This window comes from Blautia hominis, assembly GCA_002270465.1.
Taxonomy (GTDB): Bacteria; Bacillota; Clostridia; order Lachnospirales; family Lachnospiraceae; genus Blautia; species Blautia hominis.
Window position 1 is genome coordinate 79,641 of record NQOF01000006.1, and the last position, 20,045, is coordinate 99,685.

At 49.1% G+C, this 20,045-nt stretch carries 14 protein-coding genes and 1 pseudogene; 12 read left to right on the plus strand and 3 right to left on the minus strand.

Annotated elements, in window-relative coordinates; all coding sequences use genetic code 11:
- Positions 1–27: 27 nt before the first annotated feature.
- The 9 genes and pseudogenes from CI595_RS18700 to CI595_RS27395 all read left to right on the plus strand — a co-directional run bounded on the left by CI595_RS18700 (position 28) and on the right by CI595_RS27395 (position 13,441).
- The gene (locus CI595_RS18700) at positions 28–492 is read left to right on the plus strand and encodes a (2Fe-2S)-binding protein (protein WP_095175145.1); all 465 of its coding nucleotides are present in this window, start codon (positions 28–30) and stop codon (positions 490–492) included.
- Positions 489–1,349 carry an FAD binding domain-containing protein gene (locus CI595_RS18705; RefSeq protein ID WP_095175146.1) on the plus strand — a complete coding sequence of 287 codons (861 nt, stop codon included), beginning with the start codon at positions 489–491 and terminating at the stop codon, positions 1,347–1,349. The genes CI595_RS18700 and CI595_RS18705 overlap by 4 nt, the downstream gene beginning before the upstream one ends.
- The gene (locus tag CI595_RS18710; RefSeq protein WP_095175147.1) at positions 1,346–3,616 is read left to right on the plus strand and encodes a xanthine dehydrogenase family protein molybdopterin-binding subunit; all 2,271 of its coding nucleotides are present in this window, start codon (positions 1,346–1,348) and stop codon (positions 3,614–3,616) included. The genes CI595_RS18705 and CI595_RS18710 overlap by 4 nt, the downstream gene beginning before the upstream one ends.
- A 1-nt stretch (position 3,617) precedes the next feature.
- Positions 3,618–5,105 carry an HAL/PAL/TAL family ammonia-lyase gene (locus tag CI595_RS18715; protein WP_095175148.1) on the plus strand — a complete coding sequence of 496 codons (1,488 nt, stop codon included), beginning with the start codon at positions 3,618–3,620 and terminating at the stop codon, positions 5,103–5,105.
- A 137-nt stretch (positions 5,106–5,242) separates the two neighbouring features.
- Complete coding sequence (locus CI595_RS18720; RefSeq protein WP_095175149.1) at positions 5,243–6,850, plus strand: BCCT family transporter; 1,608 nt, start codon at positions 5,243–5,245, stop codon at positions 6,848–6,850.
- A 251-nt stretch (positions 6,851–7,101) separates the two neighbouring features.
- Entirely contained in the window at positions 7,102–7,422 is a 321-nt protein-coding gene (locus CI595_RS18725) for a hypothetical protein (RefSeq protein ID WP_095175150.1), read from the plus strand.
- Positions 7,391–7,975 carry a HutD family protein gene (locus CI595_RS18730; RefSeq protein WP_095175151.1) on the plus strand — a complete coding sequence of 195 codons (585 nt, stop codon included), beginning with the start codon at positions 7,391–7,393 and terminating at the stop codon, positions 7,973–7,975. The genes CI595_RS18725 and CI595_RS18730 overlap by 32 nt, the downstream gene beginning before the upstream one ends.
- 237 nt (positions 7,976–8,212) lie before the next feature.
- Positions 8,213–11,197 (plus strand): AAA family ATPase, encoded by a 2,985-nt coding sequence (locus tag CI595_RS18735; protein WP_162291922.1) that lies wholly within the window; start codon positions 8,213–8,215, stop codon positions 11,195–11,197.
- A gap of 201 nt (positions 11,198–11,398) precedes the next feature.
- Positions 11,399–13,441 (plus strand): annotated as a pseudogene (locus CI595_RS27395) (urocanate hydratase).
- A gap of 95 nt (positions 13,442–13,536) precedes the next feature.
- Here the strand turns inward: CI595_RS27395 and CI595_RS18745 are convergent.
- Both CI595_RS18745 and CI595_RS18750 read right to left on the minus strand, forming a co-directional pair.
- Complete coding sequence (locus CI595_RS18745; RefSeq protein WP_095175153.1) at positions 13,537–14,031, minus strand: peptide deformylase; 495 nt, start codon at positions 14,029–14,031, stop codon at positions 13,537–13,539.
- A 148-nt stretch (positions 14,032–14,179) separates the two neighbouring features.
- A complete protein-coding gene (locus CI595_RS18750) occupies positions 14,180–15,052 on the minus strand; it encodes an AraC family transcriptional regulator (RefSeq protein WP_095175154.1) in 873 nt (290 codons plus the stop codon).
- 324 nt (positions 15,053–15,376) lie between these two features.
- Between CI595_RS18750 and CI595_RS18755 the strand changes: the two genes are divergently transcribed.
- From CI595_RS18755 to CI595_RS18765, 3 genes are all read left to right on the plus strand, one after another.
- Positions 15,377–16,726 (plus strand): ABC transporter substrate-binding protein, encoded by a 1,350-nt coding sequence (locus CI595_RS18755; RefSeq protein ID WP_243135211.1) that lies wholly within the window; start codon positions 15,377–15,379, stop codon positions 16,724–16,726.
- A gap of 78 nt (positions 16,727–16,804) precedes the next feature.
- Positions 16,805–17,653, plus strand: coding sequence for a carbohydrate ABC transporter permease (locus CI595_RS18760; protein WP_095175375.1), 849 nt, complete (start codon positions 16,805–16,807; stop codon positions 17,651–17,653).
- A gap of 21 nt (positions 17,654–17,674) precedes the next feature.
- A complete protein-coding gene (locus tag CI595_RS18765; protein ID WP_065542337.1) occupies positions 17,675–18,523 on the plus strand; it encodes a carbohydrate ABC transporter permease in 849 nt (282 codons plus the stop codon).
- Between the two features lie 93 nt (positions 18,524–18,616).
- Here the strand turns inward: CI595_RS18765 and CI595_RS18770 are convergent, their stop codons facing one another.
- Positions 18,617–20,044 carry a HAMP domain-containing sensor histidine kinase gene (locus CI595_RS18770; protein ID WP_095175156.1) on the minus strand — a complete coding sequence of 476 codons (1,428 nt, stop codon included), beginning with the start codon at positions 20,042–20,044 and terminating at the stop codon, positions 18,617–18,619.
- Position 20,045: the final 1 nt, after the last annotated feature.

Sequence of the window (20,045 nt, forward strand, 5' to 3'; positions counted from 1 at the left end):
AGAAAAAAGCAGGAGAGGGTGAATAGAATGCTGCTCAGATGTATGATTAACGGAGAACAGGTGGAGAAGGAGACAGAGCCGACAAAACGTCTGCTCGATTTTCTGCGTGAGGACTGCGGACTGACAGGTGTAAAAGAGGGCTGCAGTGAAGGTGAGTGCGGTGCCTGTACGGTACTGCTGGATAAAAAAGCTGTGACAAGCTGTACGGTTTTTGCGGGACAGGTCATGGACCGGGAGATCACCACCATTGAGGGACTGGAGAAAAACGGCGAGCTGGATGCGCTGCAGAAGGCGTTTATCCGGATGGGGGCTATTCAGTGTGGATTCTGCACACCGGGTATGATATTGTCCTGTAAGGCTCTGCTCTATGAAAATCCCCACCCCACAGTGGAGGAGATAAAGAGAGCGATCGAAGGAAACTTGTGCCGCTGTACAGGATATGAGAAAATCGTGAAGGCAGTCAATGCCGTGGGAGAGGGGGAGATCGAGTGAGTTTCCGCATACCATATAATTTGGATGAGCTGGCTTGTGCCCTGAGAGAAAAAGACGAAAACACTTATCTCTGTGCAGGGGGGACAGATCTTGTCATCCATTTGAGAAAAGAGAAAAATTTTCATTATTCTTTGATAGACCTGACGCATCTGCCGGAATTGTCACAGATTACAGAGACAGAGGATATGGTTGTCATCGGCGCAGGCGTCACCATGACGGAGCTGGAGCAAAGTCCTGTTATCAGAACATGGATACCGGCTCTTGCAAAAGCCGCTTCCATGGTAGGTTCCACTCAGATCCGGAACCGGGCAACCCTGGGGGGAAATATAGCCAACGCGTCCCAGAGTTCAGACACTACGCCGGTGCTCCTGGCTTACGGCGCAGAAGCGGAGATCCTGGATGAGAGCGGGACAGTGACAAGACGTCTGATCGATGATTTTGTGGAAGGCCTGGAGAAGACCAGCCTTGGAGAGAGAGAAGTTATCCTGAAGTTTGTGGTTAGGAAACAAAAGGCTCTGTCAGGTTTTGCGAAAGTAGGTGCCAGAAAAGCAGTTACCATATCAAAGATCAATGGCTGTATCTGCACAGAGATCAAAGAAGGGTGTATGATACATCCTGTAGTATACCTGGGGGCAGTCGGCGCAAAAGCAAGCCGTGCCCGTCTGATAGAGGAGTGCCTGGAAGGCTGTATGCTTTCCGGCTGTGATGAGGAAAAAGTGCGGGACGCCGTGTATGCGCAGATTGAGGAAAACATCCCCGGCAGGCCCTCAAAGCACTATAAAAAATCAGCCGCTTTCGGGGTCATTGACCAGATTCTGGATGACCTTCGCAGGGCAGAAGAGGAGGCGGGCAGATGACGGAAGAAAAGAAACGTGATCTAAAATATGTAGGAAAGAACTACATCCGGGAGGATGTGTACGACAAGGCCAGAGGAAAGACGCAGTATACCTGTGACAGGCAGATCGCCGGCATGCTTTACGCCAGGCTGGTTCTGAGTGAGAAGGCAAATGCTGATATTACGGTCCATACGGAAAAGGCAAAGCAGGTGCCCGGTATCCGGGCGGTTTTTACCCACGCCAATGTTCCAAAAATAACCTATAACCCTCATAACTGGTCAGCCTGTCTGGATGCCCCTATGGACCAGTATATTTTAAGCGAGAAGGCCCGGTATGTGGGTGATCATCTGGCGCTTGTAGTCGGGGAATCCAAGGAGGCCGTGGATGAGGCGGTCAGCCTTGTGGAGATTGATTATGACGAAGCAGCTCCCATCATAGGTCTTGCTGCTGCCAGAGAAACAGACGGCATGCTGGCTTTTGAAAAAGAAGTGAGCTGCGGGGATTACGGGGCACTTACCGGGGACGGGAAAGAGCCGGAGGAACTGGTCATTGTCCGCACGGAGGGCAGTACCCAGAAAATCCATCACAGTGCCATTGAACCCCATATTGCACTGAGTGAAATCGACGAGAACGGGAATCTGGTGCTCTGGACACCCTGCCAGACCGTATATCAGGTCAGATACCACATCAGCCATCTGCTGGGGATCCCTTATTCCAAGGTGCGGGTCATCAAGGCTGTGATGGGCGGTTCTTTCGGAGGAAAAGGCCAGACTGTGGTGGAGCCGGCCTGCGCATTTGCCACATGGATCCTGAGACGTCCGGTCATGCTGTATATGGACAGACAGGACGCAGTCATGGGAACCAGAAGCAGAAATGCGTCCGAAACCTGTGTAAAAACTGCAGTTACCAGAGACGGTATCATCAGGGGCCGCAGGATTGATACAGATATTGACGGCGGCGCTTATTATACCAATGCCGCTTCAGTGGCAATGGCATACTGTAAGAAATTGTTCCGTATGTACCGGATCGAGAATCAGACTTGTCATGTGCGGACTTACTATACCAATACTATTTCCGGCGGTGCCTGCCGGGGATACGGTTCTCCCCAGGCCCACGCTGTCACAGAGGTGAATCTGGACCAGACAGCCAATGCTATTGGCATGGACCCCTGTGAGTTCCGCCTGAAAAATTTTGCACATCCCATGGATGAGGACCCTACAGGGGGAACGAATCTGGGAAATGTGAGGCTAGAGGAATGTATCAGAAAAGGCATGGAGGCATTTTCCTGGAAGGAAAAGAGAGAACATATTCACGAGAAGGATACAAAACGCTATGCTTACGGAGTAGGCATGGCCTGCGGTGCCCATGGAAACGGCTATAAAGGAGCATATCCGGAATTTACAAATGTGATCATGTCCCTTCATCCGGATGGAGCTGTGGAAGTACAGATAGGAATTCACGACCAGGGCTGCGGAACGGTCATGACCATGCAGCAGATCGCAGCAGAGGCACTGCACATGGATGTGTACCGCATCAAAGTGCATGAGGCAGATACGTTTGTCACTCCTTATGACGCAGCCGGAACACAGGCGAGCCGGGTGACTTATGTATGCGGGCGTGCGGTGCAGAAGGCTGGGGAACAGCTTCTGGACAAACTGAAAAATGCATGTGTACAGATGTATCACTGGAAGAAGGAGAACATAAAGGCTGATGACGGTATCCTCTACTGTGAGGAGGAGGAAAAGCCCTATAAGCAGATCGCTCTTGATTATGAGAGGCAGTGCTGCCGCTACATGCACACAGAGCTGGAATATGTGCCGCCGTCCAATCCGGGTTCCTACTGCTGTGCCTTTGCTGAGGTGAAAGTGGATAAATACACGGGACAGACAGAAGTGCTGGACCTGCTCTGTGTTCACGATGTGGGCCAGGTCATGAACCGGACACTCTCTGAAGGCCAGGTAGAAGGCGGTGCCCAGATGAGCCTTGGGCAGGCATTATTTGAAGAGATTTCCTATGATGCGAAGGGAAGGGTGAAGACCAAAAACTTCTCCAAGTATCACATCATCAATGCACCGGATATGCCAAGGGTGCGTTCCATCTTTGTGGAGGACGGGGAACCGGATGGCCCATACGGAGGGAAAAGCCTGGGTGAGATCGCAGCGGTGGCGCCTGGGCCGGCAGTGGCAAATGCCATCAACTATGCGCTGGGAAGCTGTTTTGCAAGCTATCCCATCACACCGGAGAAGGTAGTGGCATATCTGGAAGAGAAACGTAAGGAGGGCAATTAACATGCAGGAGAAGGTAATTCGGCTGACGGGAAGTGAGCTGACGATTTCCCAGATAAAAGAAATCGCGTTAGAAAATGCAAAAGTGGAAGTGGACCCAGAGGCTATGACCAAAGTACAGAAAGCCAGAGAGCTGATCTTTGAGCTGGACAGACGCGGTATTGCAGTCTATGGTCTGAACACAGGCGTGGGCTGGAACAAAGACAAAGTGGTATATGCTGACCGGTATGACGCATACAATAAAAATCTGCTGAGAAGCCATATGATCGGTGTGGGACCGGAGTGCAGTATCCCGGAGATCAGAACCATAATGGCTGTGCGGTTAAACGGTTTTCTCTGCGGACATACAGGGGTGGCTCCTGAGATCGTGGAATATTATGTGGAATTTTTAAACAGGGGTGTGCATCCGGTCATAAAGAGCCGGGGCAGCGTGGGGGAAGCGGATATAGCAACCCTCCCGGCCATTGGCCTTACCGCTATCGGGGAAGGCGAGGCCTATTATCAGAATCAGCGCATGGAAAGTGCAAAAGCGCTGGAACTTTCCGGTCTGAAACCTCTGAAGCTGGGACCAAAGGACGGCCTGGGCATTGTCTCCTCCAATGCCCAGGGAGCCGCTTTCGCAGCCATGGGAGTCATTGAGGCGGAACAGTTTATTGAGCGTTACAGAAAGGTATTCTGTCTGGCGCTTGAAGGGCTGAACGGCGTGCTTGACCCTATGGACGAAAGCGTAAACCGGGAACGCGGTTATCAGGGCCAGATGGAGTCAGCCAGAAAGTGCAGGGAGCTTTTAAAAGGCAGCTATCTTGAGAAACCCTGGGAGGGCAGAGCCCTTCAGGATCCGCTGAGTTTCCGGTGCCAGAGCGCCATAACGGGTTCTGTGATGGATGCCCTGGCTTATCTGAAGCAGCAGCTTAAAGTGGAGCTAAATGCCACGGATGACAATCCCTGTCTGCTTCCGGAGGAGGACAGGATGTGCGGAAGCCCCAATTTTGAGCCGCTTACCTGGGTTCTGGCAGTGGAGATGGCAAGCACGGGACTGGCTCATATGTCAAAAATGATCTCCCAGCAGATCTTAAGGATCGGCGACCCGGGATTTACGAAGCTGAACCGTTTCCTGACACCTGCCGAGGGGGCTGTCATAGCTTACGGAACCATACAGAAGACGGTGTCTTATCTGGATACAGAGAACCGTATGTATGCAAATCCATGCTCTCTTGACTTCCTTAGTATGGCAGGCCATATTGAGGATACAGCCAGCAACTCAACTATGGCTGCAGCAAATATGCGGAAGATTATCGATAACCTGTATTATATGGCAGCCATTGAGCTGATGCATGCAGCACAGGCCGTGGATCTAAGAGAAATACCACAGCTTGGAGAGGGGACAAGGCCTCTGTTTGAATCTTACCGTAAAGAGGTTCCGTATCTGGACAATGACAGGAACATGTCTGTGGATATCCAGAAGACATATGATTTCCTGAAGAGTCTGTAATGTACGGAAAAAAGCGGCTATTTGGCCGAGATGCTAAAATGCAGTAAAGCGGCGGGAAACCGTCCGCATTACATAGGCGGCTGCCCTGCCATATACCGGGCGGCTGCGGGAAAAATTATATTACCAGGAGGTATTCTATGAGTGGAGAAAAGAAGCAACAAAAAGCTGTCCGGTGGAGTGTATTTATACCGGCATTCGCCATCATCGGCGGCGGCGCACTTCTGGGAATCCTGAAAAATGACTGGCTGACCAAGGTCTGCTCTGCTATTTTCGGATGGTCCCTGAAAAGTTTTGGATGGCTGTATCAGTTGGTAGCTATTTTCTGTCTGGTTGTGGTTATTATCCTTACATTTTCCAAACTGGGCAAGGTCAGGTTCGGAGGGCGTAATGCGAAAGCAAAGCACTCCTTCGGTTCATGGTTCGCCATGACGCTGACAGGCGGTATCGCTACAGGATGTATCGTGTACGGTGCCAATGAGGTTATGATTTATTACGGCAGTATTTACGGGGAGCTGGGAGGCTACGGCATAGAGCCGCTGACCCAGGAAGCTGCCATGTTCGGTATGGGACGTGTGTTCTATAACTGGACCTTTATCCCTTATGCAATGTACTCCATCGTTGGATGTGCAATGGCTTACATTTATTTCAACAAGAAGGAAGAACTGTCTGTGGCAGCTTCCCTGACTCCTCTGTTTGGACAGAGAGTCAAATACGGTGCAATAAGAAGCGTCATCGACGTGGTTTCCATTGTAGCCCTGGCTCTGGGACTTTCCAGTAACCTGGGTATGGGACTTGCGCTGATCGGTTCAGGTCTTGAGGCTGCCTATGGCATCAAGCAGGGACCCGTTGTGTGGTTTACCCTGTTTGTCATCATAACAGCTACCTTTACCATTGCGTCTGTGGCAGGTCTTGATAAAGGTATTAAGTGGCTGGCAAACGGAACTTCCAAGATCTTCTATGTGCTGCTTGCATTTCTGCTCATTGCAGGACCGACTGTGTACATACTGAATATGATGAATGTCGGTATCGGATATTGGGGCGACCACTTCCTTTCCTGGGGACTTGATCCCGGTATCGTAGGCGGAGAAGCATTGGTTACCTGGTGGACCATGTTTGACTGGGCATGCTGGATCGCATATGCACCGCTGATGGCTATCTTCTTTGCTATGATCTCTTACGGAAGGACCATCCGCCAGTTTATGATCGTTAACTGGATCATGCCGTCTACCTTTGGTCTGATCTGGTTCTCTGTATGGAGCGGAACAGCACTTAACTGGCAGGATATCGGAAAGGCGGATCTGATCGGGGCCATACAGAACGGCATTGCGGTGTCCGGTCTGTGGGAACTGCTGAAAAAGATGCCCATCAGTTTTATCATCATTCCTCTAATTATGATCACCATGATAGCGGCGTTCTCAACCACGGCGGATACCATGTCCACCACCATCTCCCAGATCTGTACGGAGGGTTCCAGCTACGATGAGGAACCTGCAAACTGGCAGAAGATCGTGTGGGGCGTTTCCATTGGTATTATTTCCGTCATTATGGTAATCTTCGGCGGCGGACAGCAGGGCGTGGAAGGTGTGAAATATTTGTCCGGTGTGGGCGGATTCTGTGTACTGCCCATATTCCTGCTGCAGCTTGCAGCTACCTTTAAAGTCTTCTTCATTGATAAGATCATTGAGGATGTGGATGATGTGGTAGATGTGGAGCCTAAGGTAATTGAAGAACCGGTAAAAGCCTGAGTTTTTACTGCTGCTTTACAGAAAAGAGTTTTTGCAGTATAGTTTATAGGTAACTATTTAGCAGGTCTGCGCATTTACTGTGCTGACCGTATGAAAAAGTAGTGTCGGCAGGCATCCAGCCCATCGTGAAGCGTTTTTTAATGGCTGGATGCGTAACCGTTCAGCTTGTCTGAACTGTTACGCTTATTGTATAGTATGGATGTCCGGAACTTGCTTCGGACATCCGCATAAGGCATAGGAGTAGTGAGCGTATGAAAAAAGAACCGGAAAGAGTGGAGATGGATCTCCAGAAAATATTTTTGACACCACCGAACACCATGAAGGAGAAGATAACGCTGGTGCTCATAATGGTAGTGGTATTTGTGATGTTTTTCGGGCCGGTTACATTTACGGAAATATCTCCCGTTAAAGGGATTATTTTATCAGCATTTCCCGCCCTTTCCATTTCCTGGGGCTGGATGGTGCTTTTAAGAAGCCTGTTTCGGAAGAGGGAATTCTGTAAGGACCCTGAGCCGAGGGCAAAGAAAGGGGAAAAACGTCATGAGTGCCAGTATCACTGTAAGAAACGCTGAGCAGTATCAGACTTCTGTCTGGTCAGGAGGAACCACAACACAGCTCTTTCTCTATCCGGAGGATGGGGATTACAGGGAAGGCAGCTTTCAGGCACGCATCAGCAGTGCCACAGTGGAACTTCAGAAATCCAGTTTCACAAGCCTGCCCGGAGTAAAACGCTATCTGATGACCCTGAAAGGACATCTGGATATGATCCACGGTGTCAACACCAAAGCGGAGCTGGAGCCATATGAGGTTGACTGCTTTGATGGAGGCGTGCCCACAGTCAGCTACGGGAAAGTGACAGACTTTAACCTGATGCTGAAAAACGGTGCGGAGGGCAGGATGGAGGCAGCCATACTGGAGGCCGGGGAATCCTGTGTGATAAATCCGGAGGGCATCTTCAACCTTCTGGCTGTTTATGTGGGAGAAGGATGCATCCGCGTTTCGGAACATACGGTGAAAGAGGGCGAACTGCTTCTGTGTGAAAACTGGGAGGAAGCGCTTGCCGTGCAGAGTACGGGCGATACCGCCGCAAAACTGGGTATCTGTAAAATTAAGACAGCAGAATAAAATTTTCTGGCAGCTGGGCCGCCGCTTTGGTAAATTTCCAAAGCAGCGGCCTTTTTTCTTTACTTTATGTGGGATTTTGTATAGAATGGAGTGCAGAGAAGGCCATTATCCGAGGCAACCAGCACGATATGGCGCAGAATGCTCCGTATCGGTGTATCGCGAAGCGTGTCACTGTTTACAGAACTGTGTTTTGCAGGGCTGTGGACAGCAACCGCTTTTTCGGAAAGGAGAAAAATTGTGTCAACAGTTCAGATATATGTGTTACAGACACCTCATATTTTACTGGATGGGGAACAGATCATCCTGCCTTATAAGAAGGCAGAAGCACTTCTGTACTATATGGCGATCGAGAAAAAAGCCACAAGGGATCAGATCGCAGCACTTTTGTGGGATTCCTGCGATGAGGCAACTGCCAAGAAGAATCTGCGCCATGCCCTGTACACCATCCGCAAAATATTTCATACAGATCTTGTATCCTCACCCACAAGACAGACATTGGAGCTGAATCCGGAACTTACTTTTCTTGTGGATTATGATGCATTTATGGAAGAGAGAGAACCAAAGCTCTATCAGGAGGAGCTTCTGGGAGGATTTTATATAAAAAACGCTTACCCTTATGAAGAGTGGCTGACCATGAAGAGGGGATTGGCAAAGGAAGCATTTTTGCGAGCCATTTATGACAAAATGCAGAACGCAGCCGGTCTGTCCGTGGCTGAGGGGGAGACGTTGTTTGAGCGTTATGTGCAGGAGGACCCTTTAGATGAGCGGGTGTATCTGCGCATGATGGAGATTTATGAAAGTGCGCATCTTTACTATAAAGGAATCCGCCTGTACCAGCAGCTTGTGAATCTGCTGAATACAGAACTTCGGGTAGCACCCCGCAGGGAAATACGGGAGCTTTACCGCAATCTTCTCCATGTCTGGTCTGAGGAGGGGGAGAAGGAGGAGGAACAATCAGGGGAAGTCTGTACGGGAAGAGAACGGGAACTGCAGCTTCTCCAGGCTTCTTACCGTCAGTTTTTGTCCGGTGTCCCTACATCCGTGCTCCTCTCAGGCAAGAGCGGTGTGGGCAAGACCTATCTGGCGGAACGTTTCCTGGAAGAGATCACAGGGGAAAATACAATTGTCTTTAAGGCTGCCTGTCTGGAAAACGAACAGAATATTGTACTGCAGCCCTGGAATACCATAATGATGCAGGTGAATTCCCTTCTGAAGAAACATGATTTTGCCCTGGATCATAAATATCTGCAGGCGGCAGAGCACTTGTTTCCGCTTTTTAATACCAAAGAAATGAAGGAGCCGGTCATGGGGGATACCACCATATCCTACAGTTACCGGGCTACCAGAAATCTGCTCTTGAAACTTTTTGAAGAGATCGGGGAGCAGGCGCTGGTGGTACTGTTTTTTGACAATATCCAGTATATGGATGAGACAAGCCTGGAATTTCTTTCCCTGCTGATACGGGCAAAGAATCCCAACATTATGGTGCTTGCCACAAGCCCCTGTATTTTTACACAGACTTTAAGGACAGCGCTCAAGCCGCTTCTGAAAGAGAGCTGTCTGCAGGAGATCACGTTGTTTCCCTTCACCAGAGAATCGGTAAGAAAGATCCTGGCGGAAAGACTGGGGGAGGAGCGAGTCAGTGAGGAACTTTTGGATACGGTTTACGGTGAGACATCGGGTAATGCCCTTTATCTGAGGACACTACTGGACTGCTGCGGAGACGGAAGGCTGGAGGCCGGAGATATTACCCCCCTGAATCAGGTGTGGGAGCAGAAAATGGCAGCACTGCCCAAAAAGACAAAGCAAGTGCTGGAGCTTATATCCTCCTGTCAGGCATGGGCAGATATGGATGCCTGTATGCAGATCCTAAAATGTGACGAGATGGGGATCTTGGATGCTGTGGAGGAACTGAAGGAGCAGGGATTTATCAGGGAGCAGCAGGAGGGGGAGACGGTACATTTCTTTTTCTGCCATGACAGTATACAGAAATTTATACATACCAAGATGTCCCCCTCAAAACGCCGGGTATTTCACAGAAAACTGGCGGAATATATTGAGGGACTGCCGCTTTATGAGGCAAACAGATATGAGAGGCTGATCTTTCACTATAACCTCTGCGGCGACAGAGAGAAAGCGTTGGAGTACAGGATTCGGGCGCTGACGGAATACTCTTACCGGTATTATGAGCTTTACCCGCTCTTTCCCGTTTCCGGGAAAAAGGAAATGCAGATGGATTCCGTATTAGATTACTGCAGACAGCTGGAGGAAGAGCTTTTGGAGCTGTGCCGGAGAAACCCGGAGAAAGAGTCCTATCTGAAACTGCATGTAAGTCTTATGCAGGCCACAGCCCAGTATTGTATCCCCCAGGGATATTACAGGGAGGGGGCTGCATGTATTGAAAAGGCATTGAAGTCCAATGTTCTTGCAGGTGATGACCCCAGAGAGAAGATCAGATGCCTGCGTTTTCTCATATACCAGCAGATCAATCTGTGGGAAATGGAGCGCACAGAGGAGTATCTGGAGGAAAGTCTGATCCTGGCGGAGAAAAACGGACTGCAGGAGGATCATGCCATAACCTGCCGGCTCTATGGGTTGTATCTGTCCATGAAGGGCAGATTTGGGGAGAGCATGGAGTTTCTGAAAAAGTCTCTGGAATTTTTCATGAATGCGCCGCTGAAATCCAGGATCTATGCCCTGAATATTGCTGCGTGTTATAATTATATGGGAGAGATCCTGCGAAAGCAGAAGCATTTTGAGGAGGCCAATGCGTATTACAAAGAGGCAGTGGCTACCTGTGACAGCAATCACTGTCCCTGTAATGCCACGTTTTATTCCAATATGGCGCGTTCTTATCTGGCCATGGGGAAGACAAGGCAGAGTACAGAGGCACTTTACCGGGCAGACCGCGTGTATGAGGAGTCCTTTACGCTGATCGGTCGTTCCATAACCAAGGGATATCTGGCGGTTTTGGAGGCGGAAAAAGGAAATAAAGAGGGAGCTGTAAGGTATCTGGAGGATGCCCAAAAAAGTGCGCGGCAGTTTGCATCCCCCTATGCCATAGGGCTTCTGGCATTGACAGAGGCGGAGCTGTTGGTGCGCTTTCCGGAAGAGTTTCGGGAGATACTCACAGAACCGGTGGAGGTGTATAAAGATATGGCGAAGCGCTGCCTGAAGGAAATACCCGGAGCATACGAAATAGAGTGGCTGGAGGATATTTAAAATTCCGTCTGTATTTTACGGGCCTTGTTGTGAAAAATTACGGTTTCATACGTGGCTTTCGACGAAATTAAGGTAAAAATAGTTGATAATTCACAAATTTTTAATAGTTTCTGCCGTTTCTTCGACGCTTTCTTGACTAACTGTATGATAAAGTCTATGTAAACATTAGATGAAATAAACAGGAAAAGGAGAAGATGAGAGATGAACAATGCGGAAATCGGAAAAGCAATGGAAATCAAACTGGATCCCGTTCTGCCGGAATACCCGACCTTCAAAGAAGGTGTCAGAAGAGCCCCGAAGAGAGAACTGACCCTGAACAAAAGGGAGATCAAGCTGGCGGTAGCAAACGCCCTCAGATATGTGCCGGAAGAGCTGCACGAACAGCTTGCACCGGAATTTTTAGACGAACTTCTGACAAGAGGACGTATCTACGGATACCGTTTCATGCCAAAAGACAGGATCTATGGAAGACCCATTGATGAATATAAAGGAAAATGTGTGGAAGGAAAGGCATTCCAGGTCATGATCGACAACAACCTGGACCATGAGGTGGCCCTCTATCCATACGAGCTTGTTACATATGGTGAGACCGGCCAGGTCTGCCAGAACTGGATGCAGTACCAGCTGATCAAGAGATACTTGGAGGAGCTCACAGACGAGCACACCCTTGTGATGATGAGCGGCCATCCCATGGGCCTGTTCAAATCCCACAAGACCAGCCCCCGTGTCATCGTGACCAACGGCCTGATGGTAGGTATGTTCGACAACCCGGAGGACTGGGCGAAAGCCACAGCCATGGGCGTATCCTCCTACGGCCAGATGACAGCCGGCGGCTGGATGTACATCGGCCCCCAGGGTATCGTGCACGGCACCTTCAACACGATCCTGAACGCAGGACGTAAGTTCTTAGGCGTACCCCAGGACGGGGATCTGTCCGGTCATCTGTTCGTCACAAGCGGACTTGGCGGCATGAGCGGCGCACAGCCCAAAGCCATTGAGATCGCAAGGGGCGTGGGTATCGTAGCAGAGGTGGATGATTCCCGTATCAAGACCCGCCACAGCCAGGGCTGGGTAGGCCTGGTGATCGAGGATGCAGCGGAGGCGTTCCGTGTGGCAGAGGAATATATGGCGAAGAAAGAGACTGTATCCATTGCCTCCCACGGAAATATCGTGGACCTGCTGCAGTACGCAGTGGACAACAACGTCAAGATCGAGTTGTTATCCGACCAGACAAGCTGCCACGTGCCTTACGACGGAGGCTACTGCCCGCAGGGCCTGACCTGTGAGGAGCGCACGGAGGTGCTGGCAAACGACAAGGAGAAGTTCTGTGAGCTGGTGGACCAGACCCTGGTGAAACACTACCACCTGATCAAGACCCTGGTGGAGAGAGGCTCCTACTTCTTTGACTACTGAAACTCCTTCATGCGTGCGGTGTTCGACGCGGGAGCAAAGGACATCGCCAAGAACGGTGTGGACACAAGCGAGGGATTCGTGTTCCCGTCTTATGTGGAGGATATCCTGGGACCGGAGCTGTTTGACTACGGATACGGCCCGTTCCGCTGGTGCTGCCTGTCCGGAAAACCGGAGGACCTGCGTGCCACAGACCATGCAGCCATGGAAGTGATCGACCCGAACAGAAGGAGCCAGGACAGGGACAACTATATCTGGATCCGTGACGCGGAGAAGAATAAATTAGTAGTGGGGACCCAGTGCCGTATCCTGTACCAGGATGCCCTGGGAAGAAGGGATATCGCCCTTAAGTTCAACGAGATGGTAAGGAACGGCGAGATTGGACCGGTGATGCTGGGGCGTGACCACCACGACACAGGCGGAACAGATTCCCCGTACAGAGAGACCTCCAACATCTATGACGGATCCAACATCACAGCGGACATGGCAGTGCACTGCTATGCCGGAAACGCGGCCAGGGGGATGAGCCTGGTAGCGCTGCACAACGGAGGCGGCGTAGGCATCAGCAAATCCATCAACGGAGGATTCGGGATGGTGCTGGACGGAAGCGAGAGAGTGGATGAGATCTTACGTGCAGCCATCCCGTGGGATACCATGATCGGAGTATCCAGGAGGAGCTGGGGAAGATGCGAGCACTCCATCGAGACCGTAGCAGAGTACAACAAGATAAGGGAAGGGCAGGATTACATCACCATGCCGTACCTTGCAGATGACGATATGATCGAGAGAGTATGTAAAGACGTAGTGGTGGAAGAGCATCACGCACACCACTGATCTGAGATAAAAAAGGCCACAATATTCATTCCTAAATAAGAAAAACAAAAGAGGCTGCCGGGGTGCCGGCGGTCTCTTTTGCTGTATATGGTTTATCATAACCTCCTTTTCATATGTTCCATAAAGAAAGATTTGTTATCAACCGCCCGCATAGTAGCCAGAATGCCGTCCAAATGGTCGTATTCATGCTGCAGAAGTTCGGACAAGTCACCTTCCAGGTGCATGGTGCAGGGCATGAAATCTGCATCCAGATAAGAGATATCTGCACGTTTAAAACGTTCTACTTTGACAAGCAGGCCTGGAAAAGACATGCAGTCATCCATGAGAGTATACTTCTCATCATCCGGGAAGGACAGGGAAGGGTTTATGAATACATAGGGTTTATCTGTATACATGTACAGCAGACGTTTACGGATTCCAATCTGCGGTGCTGCCACAGCCCGGCCTGCGCCGTATGTATTGCGGTAATCCATGAGTGTGTCGTGTAAGTCCGTAACCCATTTTGGGATAAATATTCTGTCGGTCTCCGCAACTTCCTCACTCATTTCATAGAGCAGAGGGTTTCCCAGTTTTAAAATTTTCTGAATCATGTAAGAGTCCTCTTTTCTTTCTATTTTGTCCGATACCTCAATGTATCAGTTCCCGTACGCATATTTTATCATACATGATTTTTATACACAACCGGCACAAGGGTATGATGGTCCCCAGCCCTGCTGAGGAGGGAGCGGGCGGTGACGGTTAAAGTTTATTCTGCTTCCGCCACGTGCTGGGGGACATCCCCATCTGTTTTTTAAATGCTCTTAGAAAGTTCAGTTCATTTTCATATCCCACATGGTAAGCGATCTGGTACACCGGGAGATTGGTGCTTGCCAGAAGGTCCAGAGATTTGTTGATCCGAAACTGGATCAGATATTCCTGCAGGGACATGTGCAGGTTGGCGCGGAACAATTTGGTCAGGTGGCTTCTGCTCACATTGCAGTAGCTGGATATTTCATCCAGGGAGCGGATAGCGGCGTATTCCGCGCCTATGTACCGGACAGCCTCTGATATGTACAGATCGGCGATCCGGATATTAGCGTGTCCGGATTTGATGGAACCCGCGGCATTTTTTATGAGCGTATCAAAAAATAAATGCAGATGCCCGATGATATAAGCCTTGGATGCGTGGGGATGCTGCAGGATCGCCGACAGATGCTCTTTTATGCTGGTGGTGGTCTGGGCACTGTAATCTTTTGGACGATAGACAGGGGAGCCATGGTTGAGGCCGCAGGCCCGCAGATATTGGGGAACACTCAGACCCTTGAACAGGATCCAGATGTAATGCCACGGCTCCTTCTCATCTGCATGGTATATGTGCCTGCTGTGGGGTTCAAACAGGAAACCCTCTCCGGCATTGATTTCTATACTGCCGGATATGTCTGTCAGGATCTTATTGTCAGAACAGGTAGACGGCGCATAAGAGATATAACCTTTCCCGGAAAGCACATAATGGAAGATATATTCATTCCTGATATATGGACCAAAAGAATATAGAGGAGTACACTGCTGGTCACCAATTTCGAGTAAATTTAAGTCCTGATAATCACTAAAATTAAAGATATAGCTTTCCATACCTGTCCTCCTGAGTTCAGTAGAAATATATTCGCAAAATCGGGGATTGCATTGTTATTTTATAGACTGATAAGAAAACTGTAAAGTAGAAAAAAATAAGACAAAAATGCGAAAAATAGAGAACGGAATTTAAATATACTATCAAAATCGCGCATGTATATACAAAATACTACTTTGTACATTCAAATTGTACACATAATGCCTCCTTATGATGTTTTGTGGAAAATGACGAAATGTTATAATGATAAACATCATATATGAGACATATTTCCTTATGCACATAGGAGATATGTAAAAAAATAATGACATATGGGAGGAAAAGTTATGAGAAACAAAAAACGTTATTGGGCGCTTGGCTTAACAGCATGTATGCTTGCATCTGTTATGGCAGGATGCGGTTCCGGTGGAGGCTCTGATTCCAAAGAAAATTCCGGCAAAACGACAGACAGCAGCACAGAGGCAGATGCAGGCGGAACCTCTTCCGACAAAGAAGTGAAGCTTACCATGCTGGGCTGGGAGATTTACCAGCAGGCGGGTATGGAAGCCCTGGCAAAGGCTTATCATGAGCAGCACCCAAATGTGACCATTGACGTGCAGATATCCACCTGGAGTGAATACTGGACAAAACTGGAGGCAATGGCAAACAGCAACTCCCTTCCCGATATTTTCTGGATGCATACAAATGAGTTCAGCAAATACGCGGAAGCGGGAATCCTGGCAGATGTGACAGATCTCTATGATGAGGGCAAAGAGTATTACACCAATAATTTTGCTGAGAATCTGGTACAGAATTTTACATATGAGGATAAGGTTTACGGTGTACCGAAAGATGTTGATACGGTAGCGCTGGTCTACAATAAGGATATCTTTGATGAGGCCGGTGTCTCCTACCCGGATGAGACATGGACGTGGGATACTCTTGTGGAGGCATCCCAGACCATTCATGACAAGACCGGAAAATACGGCATCATGGCTGACCACAATGAGCAGGAAGGCTGGCTGAACACCATTTACCAGGCAGGCGGTTTCTATGTAAATGAGGATAAGACCAAAGCCGGATTTGAAGACCCCGGTACACAAAAAGGCCTGAAAGAGTACATGGACTGGCAGTTAGCCTATGATTTCTCACCGAACCAGTCAGAGCTTTCCGACCTTGGAAAAGCAGAGCGATTCTTTGCTGGTGAGGGTGCCATGATGTATTTTGGAAGCTGGGGCATCAACAACCTTTATATCAATTATCCTGATCTGAACTGGGATGTGGCAGTGCTGCCAAAATGCCCGGATCCGGTCAAAGGAGACGGACGTGCCAGCATCTCCAACGGACTTGCGTATTCCACAGCAGCAGACAATCCTAACCTGGATGTGGTGAAAGACGTTCTGAAATTCCTGGGAACCGAGGAGGCAGCCATTATCCACGGTGAGAACGGGGCAGCTATCCCGGCATTCAACGGCACAGGGGAGTCCTGGTCCAAAAACTATGAGGGCAAGAATGTAAAGGCATATGTAGACCAGTTAGAGTACAGTGTACAGTATCCGTACTCCAAGACAAAATCCACCTGGTTCCCGGAAGTAGAGGCAACTCTTTTGGAGGTATACAGCGGAAATATGAGTTTTGAGGATGCATGCAAACAGTGTCAGCAGCAAGTGGATGAGAGCCTGGCTACAGAACACTGAGAATGAGAGGTGGACGAGGTGGCAAGACAGCAGAAGACAAAAACAAGATACAGCAAAGGTGCGGCTACGGGATTTTTTATGGTGATGCCTACTGTCATCGGATTGATGATCCTGAATATTTATCCGCTGCTTCGGACTGTTTACATGAGCTTCTTTAAGTCAGGGTCCTTCGGGAAATGGGCGTTTGTAGGTCTTGACAACTATATGAAAATGTTCCAGAGTGACAGTTTCTGGACGATTACGAAAAATACACTGGTATTTATGGTGATGACAGTACCGGTTACGGTTATTTTCGGCCTTTTGATCGCGGTTCTGCTGGACCAGAAGATCAAGGGAAAGACCGTGTTCAGAGCCATTTACTTTCTTCCTATGGTAGTGGCTCCGGCAGCGGTGGCCATGGTCTGGAAATGGCTGTTCAATTCTGAGTACGGGATCATCAATACGGTACTTGGCGCACTGCATCTGCCCTCAGACATCAACTGGATCGCAGACCCCAAGACAGCCCTTCTGACCTGCGCCATTGTGACCATTTGGAGCAGTGTGGGGTATGATGCCATCCTGCTTCTGTCCGGGCTGCAGAGTATATCCAGGACCTATTATGAGGCGGCCAGGATAGACGGCGCCACAGGGTTCCAGCAGTTTCGGAAGATTACGGTCCCTCTGGTTTCGCCGACCCTGTTCTTTGTGCTGATGATGCGTGTAATGGCATCCCTGAAGGTATTCGATATTGTCTATATGATGATAGAGAAGACAAATCCTGCCATCCGCAGTGCGGAGACGATCCTATATAACTTCTACCAGGAGACTTTTGTAAAGAATAATAAGGGATACGGCTCCGCGCTGGTGGTCTGGTGTGTGATCTTGATCGCTATGATAACGATCATTCAGTTTATCGGACAGAAGAAATGGGTTACTTATGACGTGTGATGCAGGAGGAGGTTGCAGGTGATGGCTGGAACAGACAGAAAAAGCAAAAAAATCAGCAGGGGCCATATTTTCATATACCTTGTGCTGATTCTGGGCAGTGTGGTAATGATCTTTCCGTTTTTATGGATGATCTTGACAAGTTTTAAGACAGTACCGGAGACAACGCTGGTGCCGCCTACATTTTTTCCGGAGTCATTTCAGAATACGGCGGCCTATATTCAGGTGACCAACAGTCTGCCGTTTTTGAAATTGTATTATAATACCTTGATGATGATCTTCATCCGGGTCATCTGTGCGGTGGTGTTTTCCTCCATGGCGGCATATGCTTTTGCAAAGGTGCATTTTCCCCTGAAGAATCTGTGCTTTGCCCTGGTGGTATCCCAGCTTATGTTTCCGGCACAGGTGTTCATTCTTCCGCAGTATGAGATGATCTCTGCCATTGGGAAGACAGACTCCATCTTTGCGCTGGTCTTCCCGGGCCTGGTAAGCGCCTTCGGAACCTTTTTCCTAAGGCAGACCTACATGGGAATACCGGATGATCTCATCGAGGCGGCAAGGATTGACGGATGTGGGCAGTTTCGGACGTTTGCAAGTATAGCATTTCCGCTTACCAAGACGGCGATCGCAGCTCTGGCTGTGTTCACGGCATTGTTTGCCTATGCGGATCTCATGTGGCCGCTGATCGTGAATACCAAGCTGGATATGCTGACACTGTCCTCAGGATTGTCAACCCTCCGCGGACAGTTTTCTGTGAATTACCCCAATCTGATGGCAGGGTCGGTGCTGGCTATGGTGCCTATGATCGTGATCTATCTGATCTTCCAGAAGCAGTTTATTGAGGGGATTGCACTTACGGGGACAAAGGCATAATGTAAGATCTGCGGACAGCGGAATCAAAAAAGAAGGCTGATAATGTATGAAGATCAGCCTTCTTTCTGTTTGGACTAAAGATGGTTCGGCGGGTTAAATGCTGTGCTGGAAGGTGACACATGCCCCACCGGATTTGGAGTTTTCGATTTTGAGAGAGCCTCCAAGCTGTTCGGCCAGTTGTCCGGCAATGTATAGACCGAGGCCCGAATGGCCGCCTTTTGTCTGTCTGGCTTTGTCACCCCGATAGAATTTATCTGCCGCCTTTTTCAAGTCCGCCGGACCAAAGCCTGTCCCCGTATCACTGACCGTATAGAAGATATGGTCTTTATCAGCCTTTACGGAAACATGGATCCTGCCGTCTGGCGGGGTATACTGCAGGCTGTTGGATATGATGTTATCAAGGATCCGGGCTAATTTATCTGTGTCGGTCCGGATCACAGGGGGGACATTATCATGTACGTGCAGTATCAGTTCAATTCCTTTTTGGCGGGCCTGCAGATCATAGTCATGTATTTTCTGCGTCAGAAATGCTTCCAAGTTTACCGGGGAGGATTCCGGTTGGATACGGGAATTTTCCAGGTCAGAAGTATACTGCATCTGCATAACAAGGTCTGCACTTTTTTCCGTATTATTTTTTATGACTTTGAGATATCTGCATAGTTTTTCTTTACTGTCAGGGGGATTCTCGATCAGAGAATCCGTGTACCCTAGTATGATAGAAAGCGGAGATTTCAGATCATGTGCCAGGGATTCTACCATCCAAATCCGTTCCTGTTCCATCTCCCATTGAGCGGACAATGATTCTTTCAGCGCCTCTTTCATTTCCGAAAAAGCACTGCAGAGTCTGCCAAGCTCATTGTCTGAGGCATAACTGATATTAAAATCCAGGTCTTTTTCTTTTATTTTCCGGGATGCTTCAATTAAAAGCTGCAGCGGTTTATTGATATTTCCGGCAAATATTTTGGAAAACAGCAGTGTAAAACCGGTTATATAGAGAAACGGAGAGAACAAGGACAGTAAGATCACGGCAAAGATCACACGTCCCCTGTCATTGGCAAAGGTGGGCTTTATCTGATAAAAAAGAAGTACGGCACCTGCCGGGGACCCTGATGTATCTGTGATGGGCACGGTATGAATGTAATAACCCTGCCGCAGGACCGTTGTGCCGGCAAAGCTGTCAAATAACTCCTCTGCTGTTGTAAAGGGTTTTTCGGTATAAGTGCCGTACAGGATATTGCCGTGAGTGTCCACCGTCTGATAGAGCATCTGGTCACCTTGGATGGCATTTTTCAGATTTTCTTCCTCTTGATCGGACAGTAGCGCCATGTTTTTTTCCTGAATATATGCAGTAATGTCAGGAATCTGTTGCTGATAATGATCTGCGGGCAGAATGTCTCTGTCCACAGCCCACAGAAACAGCATAACAGCTAGAGTATAGGTCAGGACCGTGGCGCCTATGCTGGCTGTTATGATGTAAATAAAGGTATGTCTGAATTGGGCTGCAAGGGATTGTGTTTTCATA

Bases quoted from the DNA above. Each gene is read 5' to 3' on its own strand.
- CI595_RS18725 (WP_095175150.1), top strand. From the start codon at position 7,102: ATGAAAAAAGAACCGGAAAGAGTGGAGATGGATCTCCAGAAAATATTT.
- CI595_RS18715 (WP_095175148.1), top strand. From the start codon at position 3,618: ATGCAGGAGAAGGTAATTCGGCTGACGGGAAGTGAGCTGACGATTTCC.
- CI595_RS18755 (WP_243135211.1), top strand. From the start codon at position 15,377: ATGAGAAACAAAAAACGTTATTGGGCGCTTGGCTTAACAGCATGTATG.
- CI595_RS18750 (WP_095175154.1), bottom strand. From the start codon at position 15,052: ATGGAAAGCTATATCTTTAATTTTAGTGATTATCAGGACTTAAATTTA.
- CI595_RS18765 (WP_065542337.1), top strand. From the start codon at position 17,675: ATGGCTGGAACAGACAGAAAAAGCAAAAAAATCAGCAGGGGCCATATT.
- CI595_RS18710 (WP_095175147.1), top strand. From the start codon at position 1,346: ATGACGGAAGAAAAGAAACGTGATCTAAAATATGTAGGAAAGAACTAC.
- CI595_RS18730 (WP_095175151.1), top strand. From the start codon at position 7,391: ATGAGTGCCAGTATCACTGTAAGAAACGCTGAGCAGTATCAGACTTCT.
- CI595_RS18760 (WP_095175375.1), top strand. From the start codon at position 16,805: ATGGTGATGCCTACTGTCATCGGATTGATGATCCTGAATATTTATCCG.
- CI595_RS18770 (WP_095175156.1), bottom strand. From the start codon at position 20,044: ATGAAAACACAATCCCTTGCAGCCCAATTCAGACATACCTTTATTTAC.
- CI595_RS18720 (WP_095175149.1), top strand. From the start codon at position 5,243: ATGAGTGGAGAAAAGAAGCAACAAAAAGCTGTCCGGTGGAGTGTATTT.
- CI595_RS18700 (WP_095175145.1), top strand. From the start codon at position 28: ATGCTGCTCAGATGTATGATTAACGGAGAACAGGTGGAGAAGGAGACA.
- CI595_RS18745 (WP_095175153.1), bottom strand. From the start codon at position 14,031: ATGATTCAGAAAATTTTAAAACTGGGAAACCCTCTGCTCTATGAAATG.